The 18,120-nt window shown below is 68.2% G+C and carries 16 protein-coding genes; 8 read left to right on the forward strand and 8 right to left on the reverse strand.

All coding sequences use genetic code 11. The features are described from left to right. Nucleotides 1-148: 148 nt before the first annotated feature. Entirely contained in the window at nucleotides 149-1,654 is a 1,506-nt protein-coding gene (locus ABW137_RS25550; RefSeq protein WP_526404258.1) for an arylsulfatase, read from the forward strand. A gap of 2 nt (nucleotides 1,655-1,656) precedes the next feature. Here ABW137_RS25550 and ABW137_RS25555 read toward each other — a convergent pair whose 3' ends face one another. Continuing rightward, nucleotides 1,657-2,568: an NmrA family NAD(P)-binding protein gene (locus ABW137_RS25555; RefSeq protein WP_526404259.1), complete on the reverse strand. Its 912-nt coding sequence runs from the start codon at nucleotides 2,566-2,568 to the stop codon at nucleotides 1,657-1,659. 10 nt (nucleotides 2,569-2,578) lie between these two features. Next, the gene (locus tag ABW137_RS25560) at nucleotides 2,579-3,787 is read right to left on the reverse strand and encodes an alpha/beta hydrolase family protein (RefSeq protein WP_526404260.1); all 1,209 of its coding nucleotides are present in this window, start codon (nucleotides 3,785-3,787) and stop codon (nucleotides 2,579-2,581) included. Between the two features lie 100 nt (nucleotides 3,788-3,887). On the opposite strand from ABW137_RS25560, the gene ABW137_RS25565 reads away from it, so the two are divergent. Next, nucleotides 3,888-4,502, forward strand: a complete 615-nt coding sequence (locus ABW137_RS25565; protein ID WP_526404261.1) for a TetR/AcrR family transcriptional regulator — start codon at nucleotides 3,888-3,890, stop codon at nucleotides 4,500-4,502. Here ABW137_RS25565 and ABW137_RS25570 read toward each other — a convergent pair. The 3 genes from ABW137_RS25570 to ABW137_RS25580 form a co-directional block, all read right to left on the reverse strand. Next, complete coding sequence (locus ABW137_RS25570; RefSeq protein ID WP_526404262.1) at nucleotides 4,468-5,682, reverse strand: alpha/beta hydrolase family protein; 1,215 nt, start codon at nucleotides 5,680-5,682, stop codon at nucleotides 4,468-4,470. The two genes, ABW137_RS25565 and ABW137_RS25570, sit on opposite strands and share 35 nt — an antisense overlap. Before the next feature lie 158 nt (nucleotides 5,683-5,840). Continuing rightward, entirely contained in the window at nucleotides 5,841-7,097 is a 1,257-nt protein-coding gene (locus ABW137_RS25575; protein WP_526404263.1) for a sensor histidine kinase, read from the reverse strand. Next, a complete protein-coding gene (locus tag ABW137_RS25580) occupies nucleotides 7,094-7,819 on the reverse strand; it encodes a response regulator transcription factor (protein WP_526404264.1) in 726 nt (241 codons plus the stop codon). Before ABW137_RS25580 ends, ABW137_RS25575 begins: the two co-directional genes overlap by 4 nt. A 105-nt stretch (nucleotides 7,820-7,924) precedes the next feature. On the opposite strand from ABW137_RS25580, the gene ABW137_RS25585 reads away from it, so the two are divergent. Genes ABW137_RS25585 through ABW137_RS25600 form a run of 4 tightly spaced genes read left to right on the forward strand, consistent with a single transcriptional unit; the run spans nucleotide 7,925 to nucleotide 11,761 of the window. Continuing rightward, a complete protein-coding gene (locus tag ABW137_RS25585) occupies nucleotides 7,925-8,980 on the forward strand; it encodes an AAA family ATPase (RefSeq protein WP_526404265.1) in 1,056 nt (351 codons plus the stop codon). Further along, nucleotides 8,977-9,897 carry a DUF58 domain-containing protein gene (locus tag ABW137_RS25590; protein ID WP_526404266.1) on the forward strand — a complete coding sequence of 307 codons (921 nt, stop codon included), beginning with the start codon at nucleotides 8,977-8,979 and terminating at the stop codon, nucleotides 9,895-9,897. Before ABW137_RS25585 ends, ABW137_RS25590 begins: the two co-directional genes overlap by 4 nt. Further along, complete coding sequence (locus ABW137_RS25595) at nucleotides 9,894-10,838, forward strand: vWA domain-containing protein (protein ID WP_526404267.1); 945 nt, start codon at nucleotides 9,894-9,896, stop codon at nucleotides 10,836-10,838. Before ABW137_RS25590 ends, ABW137_RS25595 begins: the two co-directional genes overlap by 4 nt. Nucleotides 10,839-10,846: 8 nt before the next feature. Continuing rightward, nucleotides 10,847-11,761, forward strand: coding sequence for a S1C family serine protease (locus ABW137_RS25600; RefSeq protein ID WP_526404268.1), 915 nt, complete (start codon nucleotides 10,847-10,849; stop codon nucleotides 11,759-11,761). A 4-nt stretch (nucleotides 11,762-11,765) separates the two neighbouring features. Here the strand turns inward: ABW137_RS25600 and ABW137_RS25605 are convergent, their stop codons facing one another. From ABW137_RS25605 to ABW137_RS25615, 3 genes are read right to left on the reverse strand one after another with little or no spacing between them, the layout of a single operon-like run. Further along, nucleotides 11,766-12,755: an FAD binding domain-containing protein gene (locus ABW137_RS25605; RefSeq protein ID WP_526404269.1), complete on the reverse strand. Its 990-nt coding sequence runs from the start codon at nucleotides 12,753-12,755 to the stop codon at nucleotides 11,766-11,768. After that, nucleotides 12,752-13,297 (reverse strand): (2Fe-2S)-binding protein, encoded by a 546-nt coding sequence (locus ABW137_RS25610; RefSeq protein WP_526404270.1) that lies wholly within the window; start codon nucleotides 13,295-13,297, stop codon nucleotides 12,752-12,754. Before ABW137_RS25610 ends, ABW137_RS25605 begins: the two co-directional genes overlap by 4 nt. Further along, nucleotides 13,294-15,543, reverse strand: coding sequence for a xanthine dehydrogenase family protein molybdopterin-binding subunit (locus ABW137_RS25615; protein ID WP_526404271.1), 2,250 nt, complete (start codon nucleotides 15,541-15,543; stop codon nucleotides 13,294-13,296). Before ABW137_RS25615 ends, ABW137_RS25610 begins: the two co-directional genes overlap by 4 nt. A 101-nt stretch (nucleotides 15,544-15,644) precedes the next feature. Here ABW137_RS25615 and ABW137_RS25620 point away from each other — a divergent pair, with 101 nt between their 5' ends. Next, nucleotides 15,645-16,487 carry an NmrA/HSCARG family protein gene (locus ABW137_RS25620; protein ID WP_526404272.1) on the forward strand — a complete coding sequence of 281 codons (843 nt, stop codon included), beginning with the start codon at nucleotides 15,645-15,647 and terminating at the stop codon, nucleotides 16,485-16,487. 66 nt (nucleotides 16,488-16,553) lie between these two features. Beyond that, the coding region (locus ABW137_RS25625) for an acetolactate synthase large subunit (RefSeq protein ID WP_526404273.1) at nucleotides 16,554-18,120 on the forward strand (1,567 nt) is incomplete at its 3' end.

Consider the following 18,120-nt stretch of genomic DNA (forward strand, 5'->3'; position numbering starts at 1 on the left):
TGAGGAGAATCGACGAATGAGGGCTCGCGATCCAGGCTCCGGTCTGACGGCACACGATGGTCACGTGAATAGGATGAGCTAAAAGGGAAATACTTTTCTTACGACAAAAGGTGATCAGAAAAAAAACCAAAAATAAAAGGAGAGCGATATGGCAAAGCAAGAACAAAAAAAACCTAATATCCTGATCCTCTGGGGCGACGACATCGGCATATGGAACATCAGCCACTTCAGTCGCGGCATGATGGGCTACCAGACCCCTAACATCGACCGCGTGGCGAAGGAAGGGGTGACCTTCACTGACTACTACGCCCAGCAAAGCTGCACCGCCGGCCGGGCGTGCTTTATCACGGGGCAAAACCCGATCCGCACGGGCCTCACCAAGGTCGGCATGCCCGGAGCCACCGTCGGCCTGCAGGCGAGCGACGTCACTATCGCCTCGGCGCTCAAGGACCAGGGCTACGCCACCGGCCAGTTCGGCAAGAACCACCTCGGCGACCGCGACGAGTTCCTGCCCACCATGCACGGTTTCGACGAGTTCTTCGGCAATCTCTACCACCTCAACGCCGAGGAGGAGCCCGAGAACGTCGACTACCCCACCGATCCCGAATTCCGGAAGAAGTTCGGACCCCGCGGCGTCCTGCACACCTGGGCGAACGGCGACGGCACCCAGCGCATCGAGGACACCGGCCCGCTGACCAAGAAGCGCATGGAGACCTGCGACGAGGAGTTCCGTGACGCCGCCATCGACTTCATGAGGCGCCAGCACGACGCCGAGACCCCGTTCTTCCTGTGGTTCAACTCGACCCACATGCACTTCCGCACGCACCCCAAGCCGGAGAGCGTCGGGCGGGCCGGACGGTGGCAGTCCGAATACCACGACACGATGCTGGATCACGACGACATCGTCGGAGATCTGCTCGACACCCTCGACGACCTCGGCATCGCCGACGACACCATCGTCATGTACTCGACCGACAACGGTCCGCACATGAACAGCTGGCCCGACGCCGGGATGACACCCTTCCGCAACGAGAAGAACTCGAACTGGGAAGGCGCGTACCGCGTTCCGGCTCTGGTGCGCTGGCCGGGCCACGTCCCGGCAGGCACGGTGCTCACTGGGATCGTCAGTCACAACGACTGGTTCGTCACCCTGCTCGCGGCCGCCGGTGACCCGGACATCGCCGAGAGGTTGCGGCGTGGAACGGATCTGAACGGCACGCATTTCAAGGTCCACCTCGACGGACACAATCAGCTGGACTACATCACCGGTGCCACCGACGAGAGCCCGAGGATGCACTTCTTCTACGTCTCCGACGACGGTGACCTGACCGGGCTCAGGTATGACAACTGGAAGATCGTGTTCATGGAACAGCGGGTCACTGGCACGCTGGCCATCTGGCTCGAGCCGTACGTCGTGCTGCGCGCTCCGAAGCTGTTCAACCTTCGAACCGATCCGTACGAGCGGGCCGACCTGACGTCGAACACCTATTACGACTGGATGATCGACAGGGTGTGGGTGTTCACGCCCGCGCAGGCGTACGTCGCGAACATGCTGCAGACACTGATCGAGTTTCCGCAGCGGCAGAAGTCGGCCACGTTCAACCTCGAACAGGTCATGGCGAAGCTTCAGTCGGGCGTGCCTGGCAGCAGCTGAGCCTAGGACGCGGCGGGGCCGTCCTCGTCCAGCAACTCGCTGCGGTGGGTTCTGGCCCAGTCGACGAGGTGGATCGGTTCCCGGCCGAGCAGGTCCCGCACCGTGGTGGTGGTGACCGCCGAGTAGTCCATTCGACCGTCGTAGGTCTGCTGCAGCCAGTTCAGCGCGCTGGCGGCGTACGCCGCGTCGTAGAAGTCGGGGATCGCCACCTCGCCCGCCTCGACGAGGCGGCGCATGTCCTGCGGTGTGAGGATCACCGCGGGCACCTCGCGCTGCAGCGCGTGCGACAGCGTCGCGGCCACGTCGGTCGCGTTCAGCAGGTCGGTGGAAAGGTAGTAGTCCCTGCCCCCATGCGCGGCGGGGCCGTCCATCAGCACCTTGGCGGCCACCGCCGCGATGTCATCGGTCGCCACCCAGCCGACGGGCTTGTCGCCGGCTGCCCACACGAAGGCGCCGTTCTGCAGACGGTTCACGGTGAGCAGGTTCTCCATGAATACGTGCGGATGAAGGTTGGCCCATGCGAGTCTGCTGCCCTTGAGGTAGCGCTCGATCATCTCGTGCCAGGCGAAGTGCGGGTCGGTGGACCGTCCGTCACCGAACACCCCGAGGTGCACGACGAACTCGACGCCCGCGTCCTCGGCGGCGTCGACGATCGTCTTGGCCTGCTGCGTCATCGCCGCGGTGTATCCGGACATCAGGAAGATCGCGTCAATCCCGTTGAGTGCCTGCGGAAAGGTCTCCGGGTCGTCCAGATCGAGGTGCACGGCTTCCTTGCCCGCCTCGCGCCAGGCGTCGACCGTCGCGTGGTTGCGTGATGCGCGCACCGCGGTGGCGCGGCTGGGGTGCTCGTCGATGGCAGCGGCCACAGCGGAGCCGTTGCGGCCGCTGGCACCCAGGATGAGTATGCGAGTCATGTCGTGGTCCTCAATTCTCTTGTGCGAGTTGGTTGTCGAGCCAGTCGAAGATCGTCTGGTGGACGCGTGACATCGCCCCCATGTGACAGTGCTCGCCCGCCCCCTCCGATTCGGCGAGGGTGACGAGCGTGACGGCCGAGTTGACCATCGCCTCGGCCGCCTTCTGTGGTTGGCCGTGCAGGAACTGATCGTTGTCGGCGTCGAGCACCAGGGCCGGGACCGTGATCCGGTCGGCCACGCCTGCCAGCGTGTACTCGCGGAAGGCGCGGGGCAGATCGGCGATCGAGTCGAGCCCCATCACCCACATGCCGTTGCGGACCGCCCACCGAATCTGGGTGTTGTGACCCATCAGCAGTGTCATCACCGGAACGGCTGCCTCGTCCTGCCTTTCGTCGATCCAGGCGCTCAGGAAGGGCGGAAGGGAGTTGGCCATCGCGGCGTGGAAGTCATAGATGCCGTCGTCCAGCACGATCGCGGCCACCCGGTCGTCGAACGCCGCGGCGCGGGCGACGAGGTATCCGCCAAGGCTGTACCCGAACAGGCTGATCTTCGTGGCGTCGATCTCGGATCTGGTCATGGCGAAGTCGACGACCGGGCTGATTACCGCCTCCCAGTCGGGCCGGAACACCAGGCGCTGTTCGCGGATCGCGCTGCCCTGCCCTGGGCCGTCGAAGGCGAGCACGTGGTATCCGCGGGCGATGGCCGCCGCGGCGATTGCGAAGTACGACTCCTCAAGGGTGGAGTCGTACCCGCTGTTGTAGATCACGGTGGGGCGCGGGGTGTCCGAGTCTTCGACCAAGTAGAGGTACCCGGGTAGCGTCGTCCCCTCATAGGGAATGGCGACCTGCTCGAACCCGAAGCCGAACAGCCGCATGGCACTCAAGAAGGTCTCGCGCGAGCGCCGCGACAACTCCGTCACCTCGGGGTCGGCGACCGGATCCTGGCGTCGGTAGAACTCCGCGGTTCGGTAGTAGTTCGACGCCCGGAGATACGCCTCTCGTGCGCTGACGGGATGGCCGCCGTCTGCCGACTGGCGCGCCAGCGCCTCGACTCGTCGGGCGGTCGCCTTCCACTCGCGGTGCCACGCCTCCTCGTCGCCCTCGGGAATCGCGCGCGCGGTGACGAGCACCTCGCCGAGGTCGGCGCCGCCGTAGTTGGCGAAACCTGCCGCGCGCAGGGCCTCGAACGAGAACGACTCGTCGTCGAACAAGAACTTCATGACTACCTCCTTAAACGAAACGGAACAGATCCGTATCGACTATTGGAGACCAACAACAAACGGAACGCAACTGTTCCGCCTGCGGGCTATGCTCCGTGGCGTGTCTCCGCCCCCGCCAGCGCGCCGCACCTCCGGAGGCCCCGTCCTGCAGGACGACGTCACGGCCGCGATCGAATCGGCGTTCCTCGCCGAACTCGCCAGGGTCGGCTACGGCCGCCTCTCCATCGACGCCGTCGCCAAACTCGCGGGGGTCGGCAAGGCGGCCGTCTACCGGCGATGGCGCTCCAAGTCGGACCTGACCGTCGCGCTGCTGTCGAAGTTCGCCGTCGCCGCAGTCGACGTGCCCGACACCGGCACCCTGCTCGGCGACATCAGGCAGTACCTCGACAACGGTCGCGCCGCGCTCTCACATCCATTGGCGCGCAAGATCATTCCCGACATGCTCGCCGAGGTCGCCAGGAACGAGGAACTGGCGGCCGTGTTGGGACCGTCGCTGCGCGATCCTCGCCGGGCGAAGGCCGCCGAGCTCTTCGAGCGCGCGATCGGACGCGGGCAGCTACCACCGGACACCGACGTCGACCTGGCCATGGATCTGCTCGCCGGACCGCTCTACTGGAAGCTCGGGGTCATGCAGGTCTCGGTTGACGACGATTACTGCGACAAGCTGGCGGCCCTGATCGTCACTGCGTTGTCAGCGTCTTGGCCAGGTGATTGAAGACGGTCTGGTGCAGCTGGAAGGTCGCACCCTCGTGGCAGTGCTCGCCGGCCCCGTCGACGCTGCGCATCACGACCTGGCGCACCGGTGCGTTCATCGCGTAGGCGAAGTTGGTCGCCTGCCCCGCGAAGACGGTGTCGGCCTCGCCCTCCAGCAGCAGCACGGGCGTGCGGATCCGGCCGATGTCGTGGGCCGTGAGGCTGTAGTCGGCGGTCCTGCGGATGTATTCGACGGGGCTGTCGGCGCCAAAGGCCCACTGTCCGTTGCGCAGTCCGCGCCGGGCCTCGGTGTCCTCCTTCATCCACACCTCGACCATGGGACGCGCGTCGGCGTCCAACTCGTCCTCGACGAGGCTCAGAATCCGCTCCGGAACCGACGGATACGACGCGTAGAAGGTGGTCATGGCGTCGCTGCAGACGATCGCCGCGGACCGGTGATCGTGCACCGCGTACCGGGACACCAGATAGCCACCGAGTCCGTAGCCGAACTGCACGATCTGGTGCTCGTCGATCTCAGGGACCCCCGCCGCGTAGTCCACGACCGCACCGAGCACGTGCTCCCAGTCCGGACGGAATGGCACGTTGCGCTCACGGAGCATGAAGCCCTGGCCGGGGCCGTCGTAGGCGAGGAAGTTGTAGCCGCGGCGCAGCGCCGCAGCCCCGATCAGGAAGTAGCCCTCCTCACGCGTCGAGTCGAAGCCGTTGGTGTAGATCACCGTCGGGCGAGGCGTGCCGCTGTCGTCGACGAGGAAGAGGTAACCGGGCAGGTCGCCGACCCGAGGATCGTCGGAATAGGGGATGCTCACCTCTCGGAACGGTCCGTCCAGCAGTTCGCAGGCCCGGACGAAGTAGTCCCGCGCGCATCGCGACAATCCCAGCACCAGCGGATCGTCGAGCGGATCCTCCCGCCGGTAGAACTCCGCCGACCGGTAGTAACTCGATGCGCGTAGGAAGGCCTCCCGCGCGCTGACGAGGTCGTCGGCGGCCAGCGACTCCTCACCTCGGCGCGCCGTTCGCACGGCGGTCGCCCGCCAGGACGACGTCCATGCGTCCTCGTCTCCGTCGGGGATCCGGGCCGTGGTGGCGACCACCTCACCGATGTCGGCGCCGGCATCGCCGGCGAAGCCTGCCGCCCGCAGGGTCTCGAACTTGAAGGCTCGGTCCTTGAAGATGAAGTCCACGGTCGTATCCCTCGTTCGGTGCCCTCTTCGCTGTTGTGTCGATCCTCTCCTCGACCACCGACGAAGTCTGCGGGGCTTTCCCCCAAACCACCCTGCGGATACCGGCACCCAAAGTTGGGGGCTACCTGGGTGGTGTACCGCCGAACCGCAGGTCAGCGCTATCGCGGCAGCGGTGAATCCTGCGGTGGCTGAGCACTGCGCGCCGGCCGGTCGGGCAGCGTCCGGTCGGGCAGCCAGATGACGAAGGTGCTGCCGACACCCACCTCGCTGAACAGACTCAACCTGCCCTCGTGGCTCTCGGCGATCTGGCGGGCGATCGCCAGCCCCAGCCCCGATCCGCGCGGCCTGCGGGCACCGTTCGAATCCGAGTCTCCCCCGTTGGCGACCCGGCGGAACCGCTCGAAGACGCGTTGCTGCTCCTCGCGGGCGATGCCGGGCCCATCGTCCTGGACGGCGATCCACGCCCACCCGCCGACACTTCCGCTGGCAACGGTCAGCACCGACGCCGCCGGGGCGAACCGGATGGCGTTGGACAGCAGGTTGGTCAGCGCGCGGGCCAGCGACGCGGCGTCGGCGTAGACCACGGGGCCCTTGGCGACGCGAGTCCGCAACTCCAGCTGTCGTTCCCCTGCCAGCAGCCGGTGCTCGTCGACGACGTCACCGACGAACGCGTGCAGATCGACGTTCTGGTCGGCGAACGACCCCGAGCGTTGCCGCGCCGTGGCCAGCAGATCCTCCAACAGCCGCGAAATGCGGTTGCTCGCGCGGGAGATCACCGCCAGCGCGTGCGCCCGCTCCGAAGCCGTGGCGTCCGTACTCGCCAAGACCGCCTCGACATTGGCCTGCACCACCGCCACCGGGTTGCGCAGTTCGTGCGACACGTCCTCGACCAGTGCCCGCTCGGCGCGGAACGCGGTGTCGAGGCGATCCAGCATGCCGTCGATGGTGTCGGCCAACGTACGCAGCTCGTCGCGGGGCCCGGAGGCGTTGATGCGTTGCGAGAGGTCATTGGCGCGGATGCGGTTGGTCGTCGCCGTGATCTCACCGATCGGCCGCAGCAGCCGCCCCGCGACGAACCACCCGACGAGCGCGCTGACCAACGCGATTGCCGCCAGCGCGAACATCGAGTAGTTCCTCAGGGTGTCCAAGGTCGACTGGTTGACGGCGCGCTGGACGCTCTCCAGATCCGCCGCCTGAAAGTTCTCCCCGACCCGGTAGGCCATGGTGCCGTCCGGCCGATGCGCAAACTTCTTGACCGTCACCGGATCCAGCGGCCGCGCATCGATCGTCTGCGACAACGCCACGTACACCGCCACCAGCAGCAGCGCCGAGATGACGAACAGCCAGATCGAGGTGATCAGCGCCAGCCGGACCCGGATGGTGCGCAGGGCACGTGGCAGACGGAGGCGCCTCACGCCGACGCATGCGATTGCGGCAGTGCGCATTTCGGTGGGCATCTCAGTCGGTATCCCCGGCCGACCACGGTGGACAGGATCTGTTCCTCGCCGGCGAGCGTCAACTTGCGCCGCAGCGTGCCCACCGTCACCCGGACGGTCTGGGTGAATGGGTCGGCGTTCTCGTCCCAGACGTGTTCGAGGATCTGCTCGGCCGAGCACACGTGGTCCGGCCGCGACATCAGGTACCGCAGTACGGAGAACTCCTTGAGCGTCAGCTCGACCTCCCGCTCACCGCGATGGACGACGTGCTTGGCGGTGTCCATCGTGACGTCCCCGACGCGCAGCACCGAGGACTGGCCGCGGATCTCGCGACGCAGGACGGCCCGCAGTCGCGCGGTCAGCTCAGCCAAGGCGAAGGGTTTGACGACGTAGTCGTCGGCGCCCGCGTCGAGCCCCCGCACCCGGTCGGGCAGCGTGCCGAGCGCCGTGAGCATCATGATGCGGATCTCGCGGCCCGATGCGCACGCCACCTCGCCCGAACGAACTCGACGCGCCAGCTCGAGGCCGTCACCGTCGGGCAGTGTGACGTCGAGCAGCGCCACGTCATACGAGTTGACCGCCAACCGCTCGGTGGCCTCGGCCTCGGTCAATGCGCTGTCGACCGCGTAACCCTCGCGTTGGAGTCCGATGCGGAGCGCGCTCACCAGGCCCTCTTCGTCCTCGACGATCAACAACCGCATACGAGCCGAGGGTAGCGCCGACTCCGCGCACCTCACCACTTCGCTTTCGCTGAACTTTCGGTCGGCCTTACCGCCGTTTTCGCACCCTGGTGATGCAGTGGGGCCATGAGCAGACACGACCACCTCTCCGATTCCCCCGGCGGTGCCGCTCCGGCGCCGCTGTCCCCCGCGGCGTGCTCCGCGCTCGTCGAGCGCGCGTTGTTCGAGATGAAACACGTTGTCGTTGGCCAGGACTCGATGCTGGAGCGACTGCTGGTCGGCCTGCTCGCCGGCGGCCACATCCTGCTGGAGGGGGTGCCAGGGCTGGCCAAGACGCTCGCCGTCCGCACCGTCGCCACGGTGGTCGGAGGCACCTTCAACCGGCTGCAGTTCACCCCGGATCTGATGCCCGGCGACATCGTCGGCACCCGAGTGTGGCGCCCGTCGACGGAGAGCTTCGACGTCGAACTCGGCCCGATCTTCGGAAACCTGATCCTTGCCGACGAGATCAACCGCGCACCCGCCAAGGTGCAGTCCGCGCTGCTGGAGGCGATGGCCGAAGGCCAGGTCAGCATCGGTGGCCACACCTTCGCACTGCCAGAGCCCTTCCTGGTGCTGGCCACCCAGAACCCCATCGAGACCGACGGCGTCTACCACCTGCCGGAGGCACAGCGAGACAGGTTCCTGCTCAAGGTCGACCTCACCCATCCCAACGAACTCGAGGAGATGGCGATCCTGAGCCGGATGGGCGCCCGACCGCCCCGTGCCCGCACCCTGCTGAGCACGGACGACGTCCTGGCCCTGCAACGGGTCACCGAAGAGGTGTTCGTCCACCACGCCGTCGCGCACTACATCGTCCGCCTGGTGATGGCGACCCGCGAGCCGTGGGAGTACGGGGTGCAGGCCATCGCCCCACTGCTGGACTACGGCATCGGCCCTCGCGGTTCGTTGGGTCTGCTTGCCGCAAGTCGGGCGCTCGCGGTGGTGCGCGGTCGCGACTACGTGCTGCCGTCGGACGTCGCCGACATCGCCCCTGACGTGCTCGCGCACCGGTTGGTGCTCACCTTCGACGCCGTCGCCGACGGCGTCGACCCGCGCGACGTCGTGCGTCAGGTCCTCGACGGCGTCGCCCCACCCCAGATCGCCCCGAAGACCACCGACCTCGCCGAGGTCGCGTCGTGACGTCGCATCCGCTGCGCGCACTCGACCTCGGTGTCCGCAGGCGCATCGACGGCCTGGTGCCCGGCGACCACGAGGGCATTCGCCTCGGTGTGGGCAGCGAGCGCGAGGAGGTGGTCCGCTACCAGCCCGGCGACGACGTCCGCCGCATCGACTGGAACATCACGGCCCGCTCGTCCGACGTCCACGTCTGGCGGCCGCACGCCGACACCCAGCTGGACACCTGGGTGCTGCTCGACGTGTCGCCGAGCATGGCGTTCGGCACCGTCGACTCCGAGAAGCGCGACCTGGCCGGTCAGCTCGTGTGGGCGGTCGGGCTGCTGACCGACGCACCCGGCAACCGGCTGGCGCTGGTGACGTTCGGTCCCGAGGGACTGTGTTGGCACCGCCCAGGGCGCGCCCGGATGGCGGGCCATCAGGCGGTCAAGCTCCTGACCGCTCACGACCACCGCCAGGGCATGGGCGGACCAACGCTGGCAGCGGCCTTGGCGGCGTTCGGTTCCCGCCGCGACAGGCCGGGGTTGCGGGTCGTCGTCTCCGACTTCCTCGACCCCGAGGGCGCGCATCGGGCACCGTTCGACTGGCAGCTGCCGCTGCGACGGCTTGCCGCCCGCCACGACGTGATCGCGGTCGAGGTCGTCGACCCCCGTGAACTGGAGTTGCCCGACGTCGGGTCGGTGGTGCTGGTGGACCCCGAATCGGGGCGCCAGCGCGAGCTGTGGACGTCCGACCGCGACGTCCGCAGGCGCTACGCCGACGCGGCGGCCGCGCATCGCCGTGACGTCGCGACTGCCATCCGGTCCTGCGGCGCCGAGCACCTCCCGGTGAGCACGGGCGAGGACTGGGTGCGCAGCCTGGCCCGCTTCGTGCGTGGCCGCCAGCGCATGCGCAGGACCAGCCGGCGGGTGGGCACGCGATGACATTCCTCTATCCGATGGGCCTCCTGCTGCTGGTCCCCGTAGCGGTGCTCGCCGTCTCCTACCTCGCGGCGCTGCGGCGCAGGCAGCGCTATGCCGTCCGATACGCGGCGTTGCCGTTGCTGGACAAGGTGATTCCGGAGCGGCCGCGGTGGCGGCGACACGTGCCCGCCGCGCTCTTGCTGGCCACCCTCGGCCTGATCGGGCTGGCCGTCGCGCGCCCCGAGATGCCCGTCCGCGTGCCGTACGAGCGGGCCACCATCATCGTCGCGATCGACACCTCGGAGTCCATGCAGGCCCGAGACGTCAGCCCGGACCGGCTCACCGCGGCCGTGTCCGCGGCGGGCGACTTCATCGATCAACTGCCGGAGCGGTTCAACGTGGGCGTCGTGACGTTTGCGGGCTCGACCGTCGTCGTGCACTCACCTGGCACCGACCACGCCGCCGCAAGGGCCAGCCTGCAGTCCCTGTTCACCCAGTCCCGCACCGCGATCGGCGAGGGCGTCTTCACGGCGCTCGACCAGATAAGGACGGTGACCGGCGACGACGGGGAGGAGCTGCCCGCGCACGTGGTGTTGCTCTCCGACGGCAGCAATACCGCAGGGCGCAGCCTTGATTCGGCCGCAGCGGCTGCCGTCGCGGCAGGCGTGCCGGTGTCGACCATCGCCTACGGCACCGCGGACGGGGTGATGGACGCCGGCGGCTACCCGATCTCGGTGCCCGTCGACACCGAGACGTTGGCGCAGCTGGCCGACGACACGGGCGGCAACGCCTACACCGCGGCAAGCAGCGACGAACTGCAGGACGTGTACCGCGACATCGGGTCATCGATCGGGTGGCGCACCGAGCTGCGGGAAGTCACCCCCTTCGTCGCCGCCATTGCGTTGGCCTGCGGACTGGTGGCCGCCGGTCTTTCGCTGCGATGGTTCTCCCGCCTCGTCTAGGAGTTCAGATGACCGAAAGCCACCTCGGACGCCCGGCAGGGCCCGACTTCGTTGCACCCCAGGGGTTTCCACCACCGAGACCCGAGGCGCCGCCGATTCCGACGAGGATCCGCAGTGCCGACCCACCGACGGGCGGGACCGCAGCGATTCCCGTCGCACCGGCGGCGCACCCGGCGCGGGCGGGCACGGCACGGATCGCTGCGCTGGTGGTCGCCTGCCTGGTCGCGGGGGGAGCGGCGGGGACCGGGGCCGCCATGGTGATGGGGGCCGCGCAAGCTCCTACGACGATTCGCCAAAGCCAACCCGCCAGCGGCCTCGGTACGGTCCCCGATCCGCAAACCGCTGCCGCGGCGCTGCTGCCCAGCGTGGTCCAAGTCACCGCGGGCAACAGCAGCGGCTCCGGATTCGCGATCGACGACGTCGGCCATGTCATGACCAATAATCATGTCGTGGAGGGATTCTCGCGAGTGGCGGTACGGATGAGCGACGGACGCCAGGTTGCGGCACGCGTCGTCGGCACCGATCCGACCGCAGACGTCGCGGTGCTTGAGGTGGCAGGGGCTCCGCCGCCCGCCGCCGCACTCGGTGTCAGCTCTGCCGTGCGGATCGGGCAGCCGGTGATCGCGGTCGGTGCTCCGCTCGGGCTCACCAGCACCGTGACCGCCGGGATCATCAGCGCCGTCGACCGTCAGGCGCGATTGCGCTCGGGCCCGGCGTACGAGCAGCAGATGGTGCAGACCGACGCGTCCATCAACTCGGGCAATTCCGGTGGGCCGCTGGCCAATCTGCAGGGACAGGTCGTCGGCATGAACACCGCCATCGCCACGGTCGGTGGCCCAGAAGCTGGCAACATCGGGATTGGTTTCGCCGTGCCCATCGACAGGGCGGCCGCCGTCGCACGACAGCTCATCGAGGGTGACTGACGCGTTACGGTCGCCGTTCGCTCGCCATCGCGAGGGCCCGCACCACGCTGTGCTTGCCGAGCTCGACCTTGAAACCGTTCTGGCTCAACGGTTCTGCACCCGACATGGCGATCTCGGCGGCCCGTCGGAACGTTTCCGTCGTTGGTGGCGCGCCGATCAGGCTCCGTTCGGCCGCACCGACGCGCCACGGCGTGGCGGCGACCCCACCCATCGCGATACCCGCCGCGTGGATCGTGCCGTCGTCGATGCGCAACCCCGCCGCGACCGACACCAGTGCGAAGGCGTAGCTGTGCCGATCGCGAACCTTCAGATACCAGGAATGCTTCGCAAATGGTGACGGCGGCAGTTCGATGCCGACGACGAGCTCCGCGGGTCGCAGCGTGTTGTCGCGCTCGGGCTCGTCGCCGGGTAGCCGGAAGAACTCCCCGATCGGGACGACGCGCCCACCGTCGGGTCCCCGCACGTGGACCACGGCGTCGAGGACGGCGAGCGCGACGGCCATGTCGGACGGGTGGATGGCCGCGCACGCGTCGCTGGCACCGAAGATGGCGTGCTCGCGGTTGAAGCCTTCCCGCGCCGCGCATCCCGACCCCGGGGTGCGCTTGTTGCACTGCGCGAAGGCGGCTTCCATGAAGTATGGACAACGGGTGCGCTGCAACAGGTTTCCGCCCGCGGTGGCCATGTTCCGCAACTGGGTGGTGGCACCGGACAGGATGGCGTGGGACAGCACGGGGTACTGCGATCGGATCAACGGGTGGTTGGCGATCGCGCTGTTGGTGACGCCGGATTCGATCAGCACTCCGCCCGAGGACGTGGCCGACACGTTGCGCAGGCCGAGCCTGCGGACGTCGACCAGCATCGGTGGCGCCTCGACGCCGCCCTTCATCAAGTCGAGGAGGTTGGTGCCGCCTGCGTAGTACTTGCCACCGGTCGCGGCGACCCGCTCGATGGCATCCTCGACGGTGGTCGCGTGCGCGAACTCGAAGGTCTTCATCGGTCGCGGCCCCCCGCCACGGTGGCGATCGCGTCGACGATGTTGGCGTAGGCACCACACCGGCAGACGTTGCCCGCCATCCGCTCGCGGATCTCGTCGTCGGTCAGGATCGCGGGGCCGTTGCAGACCGTCTCCCGGCCCGCATCGAACGAGGCCGTCGACAGGTCGCCGCGGGCATGCTCGCGCAATAGCGCGTGCGCCGAGGAGATCTGGCCGGACGTGCAGTAGCCGCACTGGAAGCCGTCGCAGTCGACGAAGGCCTCTTGCAGGGGATGCAGGTCGACGCCGTCGGGGTCCTGCGCGATCCCCTCGATCGTCCGCACGTCACACCCGTCGATGGACGCGGCCAACGTCAAGCAACTGACCACGCGCTCGTCGTCCACGGCGACGGTGCAGGCGCCACACAGGCCGTGGTCGCACCCCTTCTTGGTGCCCGTCAGGTGCAGTCGTTCGCGGAGCAGGTCCAGCAGGGTCGCGCGGACGTCCGCCGTCAGGGTGTGCGACGTGCCGTTGATGCGGAGGGTGACTTCGCGCTCGTTCATGGCTCGTCCCCGAAGGGTTTCATCACGTGCTCCAGGGTGATCGGCAAGTCCCGCAGGCGTTTTCCCGTGGCATGAAAGATGGCGTTGGCGATGGCCGCAGGCACGCCGCACGTGCCGATCTCACCGATGCCCCGCACGCCGATGGGATCGAGGCCGAAGTCGGGGACGTCGACGAAGCTGATGTCGAACTCTGGGCGGTCCGCATGGGTGGGCAGGTAGTACTCCCCGATGAGCTGAGCCGTGTTGGCGTCGTAGGGCACCTGCTCGAGCAGCGCCATGCCGAGGCCGAACGTGATCCCGCCCATCACCTGGTTGCGCGCCAGCTTGGGATTGAGCACCCGTCCGCAGTCCAGCACCGCCACCCAGCGCACGACGCTCACCCGACCGATCTCCTCGTCGACCTCGACTTCGCAGAAGTGGGCCCCGAACGATTGCGACACCGGACCGCCGTCCGCGGCGCCGTCGCTGGTGACGGTGAAGCTCAGCGTTTCGACGTGGCGGGGGGCGAAGCCACCAACGGCGTCCAACCGCCTGCGCCATTCGGCGGCCGCCTGATGGACCGCCGAGCCGACGGTCGCCGTGGTCTGCGACGCGCCGCTGTAGGGTGCGTCGGGAAACCGCGAGTCCCCCGAGCTGAAGGTCACCTGATCGATCGGCAGACCCGCCGCCTCCGCGGCGACCTGCGTCATCACGGTGCGCACACCGTTGCCGACTTCGTGAGTGGCCGAGGCGAATTCGACGTGGCCGCTGACCGAGGTCGTGACGCGGCAACTGGCGGGCATGCGCCGACCCGGATAGGTGGCCGTCGCCATGCCCCACCCGATTTGGACGCCGCCGCGACGCAACGACCGCGTCGCCATCGGCCGGTCCTGCCAGCCGAAGCGCTCGGCGCCCTGCTGATAGCACTCCCGCAGGTGCTTGCCGGACCACGGCCTGCCGCTGGCCTGGTCGAACTCGGCGTCGTTGCGCATCCGCAGTTCCAGCGGGTCGATGTTCGCCGCGTACGCCAGTTCGTCCATCGCGACCTCGAGGGCGAACAAGCCGGGGGCCTCCCCGGGTCCGCGCATGAAACACGGTGTGGGAGCGTTGATCCTGCCTACGGTGTGGGAGACCATGAGCCGCGGCGAGGAGTAAAGGAACCGCGCGGAGAGCCCGGTCGGCTCGCAGAAGTGCGCCACGGTGGACGTCTCCGTGAGCGTGTGCTGCTCGGTGCTGAGGATGCGCCCGTCGGCATCTGCCACCAGGGACAGCTGCTGTTCGGTACGCGGCCGGTGTCCGGTGGACGAGAACATCTGGTCGCGGGTCAGCACCAGCTTGACGGGGCGCCCAGCCTCGCGGGCCGCGACGGCGCACAGGGCGACGTGCATCCACAGAAAGCTCTTCGACCCGAACGCACCTCCCACCAGGGGCGAGACGATGCGCACCTTCTCTTCGGGGATGTCGAGGTAGGCGGCCAGAGCCGTGCGTTCCCCGGTGATCCAGCGGGTGGTGTCGTGCACGGTGAGGACGTCGCCGTCCCACTGCGCGATCGTCGACGCCAGCTCGATCGGATAGTGCGCGTTGATCGGCGTCGTGTAGCTGGCCGCGACCTTGACCACTCCGGCGGGCTCCAGCTCCGGTCCGCGGCGGTCCTGCAACTTCTCCTCGTCGAGCTTCACGAAGTGGTCCGGCTGGTAGGCGCCGTGGCGGATCCGACCGTCCTGCTCGTCGGGGGCGACGGGCCGCTCCACGACCGCCCGCGCGGACAGCATCGGCTCCGACCGCTCGTAGTCGAGCTCGAAGAGCGACGCCGCGTAAACGGCGTTCTCCAACGTATCGGCCACCACCATCGCCATGTGCTGACCCACGTGTTGGACGGTGAGATCCGACAGCGGCGGCCTGCGCTCCAACGGCAGGTCCCAACTCATGTCGACCGGCGGTGGCTGCAGGGGCGGACAGTTCAGGGGCGTGAGGACGAGCACCACCCCAGGGACGGCAAGGGCCCGGTCGGTGCTGGTCTCCAACGACTCGCGCGTGACGCGGCCGTGCGGGATCTCCGACTGCACTAGCACCGCGTGAGTCACACCCGGCACGACGGTGTCGGCCGCGTACGTGGCGCGTCCGGTCACCTTGTCGCGGCCCTCGACGCGGTTGACCGGCAGGCCCACCTGCCCACCCGTCGTCGTCACCCCACTGGTCATACGCGCCATCCTGCGCCACGGACGGTCTCCCGTCACCGCGAGTCGCCATAGATGCCCGTCAGCCATCGCGAGATGATCGACGGACCAACCAAAATACGGCTGCCCGACCGCTACAGACGAGCAGACTGAGCCACGGGACGAGAACTGGACACGAAGGGGTGCTGTACATGGACGGTCGGTATGCGGTTCTCGGAGCGACGGGTGCGCAGGGCGGCGCGGTCGTCGCGGCGTTGGCCGACGCGGGCGCAGCAGTGCGCGGGATCACCAGAAGCGTGGAATCGCGGCGCGCTCGCGAACTCGCCGACGCGGGCGTCGAGGTCGTCGCCGCGGATCTCTCCGACGCCGGCTCGGTGGCCAAGGCGTTCGAGGGTGTCGACGGCGCCTTCGCCCTGACGACGCCCTTCGAGGATGGCCCCGACGCGGAACTGGGGCAGGGCGCGACGATCATCGCCGCGGCCCAAAGGGCCGAACTCCCGCATCTCGTCTTCTCCTCGGTGTCCGACGCCGACAAGCACACCGGGATTCCCCACTTCGACAGCAAGGCCCGCGTCGAGCAGGCGCTCGCCGAGTCCGGCCTGTCGTACACGATCGTCGGTCCCACGTATTTCTACGACAACCTGCTCGGGGGCATCGACGACGTGCGGGCCGGGCGCCTGGAGCTACCGATCCCCGCCGATCGCGCGCTGCAGCAGTTGTCGCGACGTGACCTCGGCCGATTCGCGGCGTTGATCCTTGCCGACCCGACGCCGTTTCACCGCCTTCGCGTGGACATCGCATCCGACGCTCCGACTCCCACCGAGATGGCCGCCGTACTCGCCGACGTCCTGGGCCGACCCATCGAGGTGATCAGCACGCACGCCGAGGACATCGAGTCCGCCGACATGCGCGCCATGTTCGGCTTCCTGTCGACGACCGGGTACAGCGCCGACCTCGCCGGGCTGCGCGCGCAGTACCCGGGCGTCGGGTGGCAGTCGTTTCGGGACTGGGCAGGAGAAGTGCTGGGTCCGTAGTCGGACGCCCAGTGCAGTGTCTAGGCTCGGATCGTGACCGAACTCAGTCGCACGACCGCGGAACTGATCGTCGAATGTTTGGAGAACGAAGGCGTCACGCACGTCTTCGGGATCCCCGGCGAGGAGAACATTCGCCTGGTCGACGCGCTTTCGCGCTCGTCGATCGAGTACGTCCTCACCCGCCACGAACAGGGCGCCTCCTTCATGGCCGAGGTCTATGGCCGGCTGACCGGCAAGGCGGGCGTCTGCTCGGCGACCCTGGGACCGGGCGCCATCAACCTGCTGCTCGGCGTCGCCGATGCCACCACCAATTCGACTCCGGTACTTGCCCTCTCGGCCCAGGTGGGGATGAAGCGCTCGTACAAGGAGTCACACCAGAGCGTCGACCTGGTCTCGATGTTCGCCCCGGTGACGAAGTGGTCGGCGTTGGTCTCCTCCCCCGGTGCGGTTCCGGAGATGGTGCGCAAGGCGTTCAAGCTGGCACAGACCGAACGTCCTGGCGCGGTGTATCTCGCCGTCCCGGAGGACGTGGAGTCGGCCGACGCGCCTGAGGCGTTGGTTCCGTTGCGCGTCAACGTTCCTCGGCCCGACGATCCGTCGGCCGCGCAGGTGGCCCGTGCCGCGGAGATCCTGAGTTCGGCGCGCAATCCGGTGCTCTTGGCCGGGCACGGCGCTGCGCGGGCCGAGGCGTCCGACGCGGTGCGTCGGTTCGCCGAGATGCTCGGCATGCCGGTCGCCACCACGTTCCACGGCAAGGGAATCCTGCCCGACGACCACCCGCTGGCGCTCGGCGCGGTGGGCTTCATGCGCCACGACTACGTCAACTTCGGGTTCGACCAGGCCGACGCGATCGTCGCCGTGGGCTACGAGCTGCAGGAGTTCGACCCGGTCCGCATCAACCCACGCGGTGACACCCCGATCATCCACATCCACCGTTTCCCCGCAGAGGTGGACGTCCACTACGACGTGGCGGTGGGGTTGCACGCCGACATCGGCCGCTGCCTCGACGCCCTTGCCGCCGCGGTGAACCGGGCCGAACCGTTCGGCTCGGGTCACGAACGCATCCGCGGGCTGCTGTCCGACGAGCTCGAGCGTGGTCGCGCCGACGACCGGTTCCCGCTGACTCCGGCTCGTATCGTCGCCGATACGCGGGAGGCGTTGGCGCGCAACGACATCGCGCTCGTCGACACCGGCGCATTGAAGATGTGGATGGCGCGGCTCTATCCGACCTATGAACCCAACACGTGCCTGATCTCCAACGGCCTTTCGACCATGGCGTGGACACTGCCCGGCGCGATCGCGGCCAAGATCGCGCGTCCCGACGCCAAGGTGCTGGTCGCCACCGGCGACGGATCGTTTCTGATGAACTCGCAGGAGATCGAGACGGCACTGCGGCTCGGCACGCCTGCGGTGATCCTCATCTGGGTAGACGACGCCTACGGACTGATCAGCTGGAAGATGGACCTGGAGATCGGCCACAACGTCGACACCCGCTTTACCAACCCCGACTTCGTCGCCTACGCCGAGAGTTTCGGCGCTACGGGATACCGCATCTCGTCGGCCGATGAGTTGCTTCCGACGCTGCGCGAGGCGTTGGCCGCCGACACCGTCAGCGTGATCGCCTGCCCCGTCG

Source organism: Mycobacterium sp., assembly GCF_040509115.1.
In the GTDB taxonomy this organism is placed as follows: Bacteria; Actinomycetota; Actinomycetes; order Mycobacteriales; family Mycobacteriaceae; genus Mycobacterium.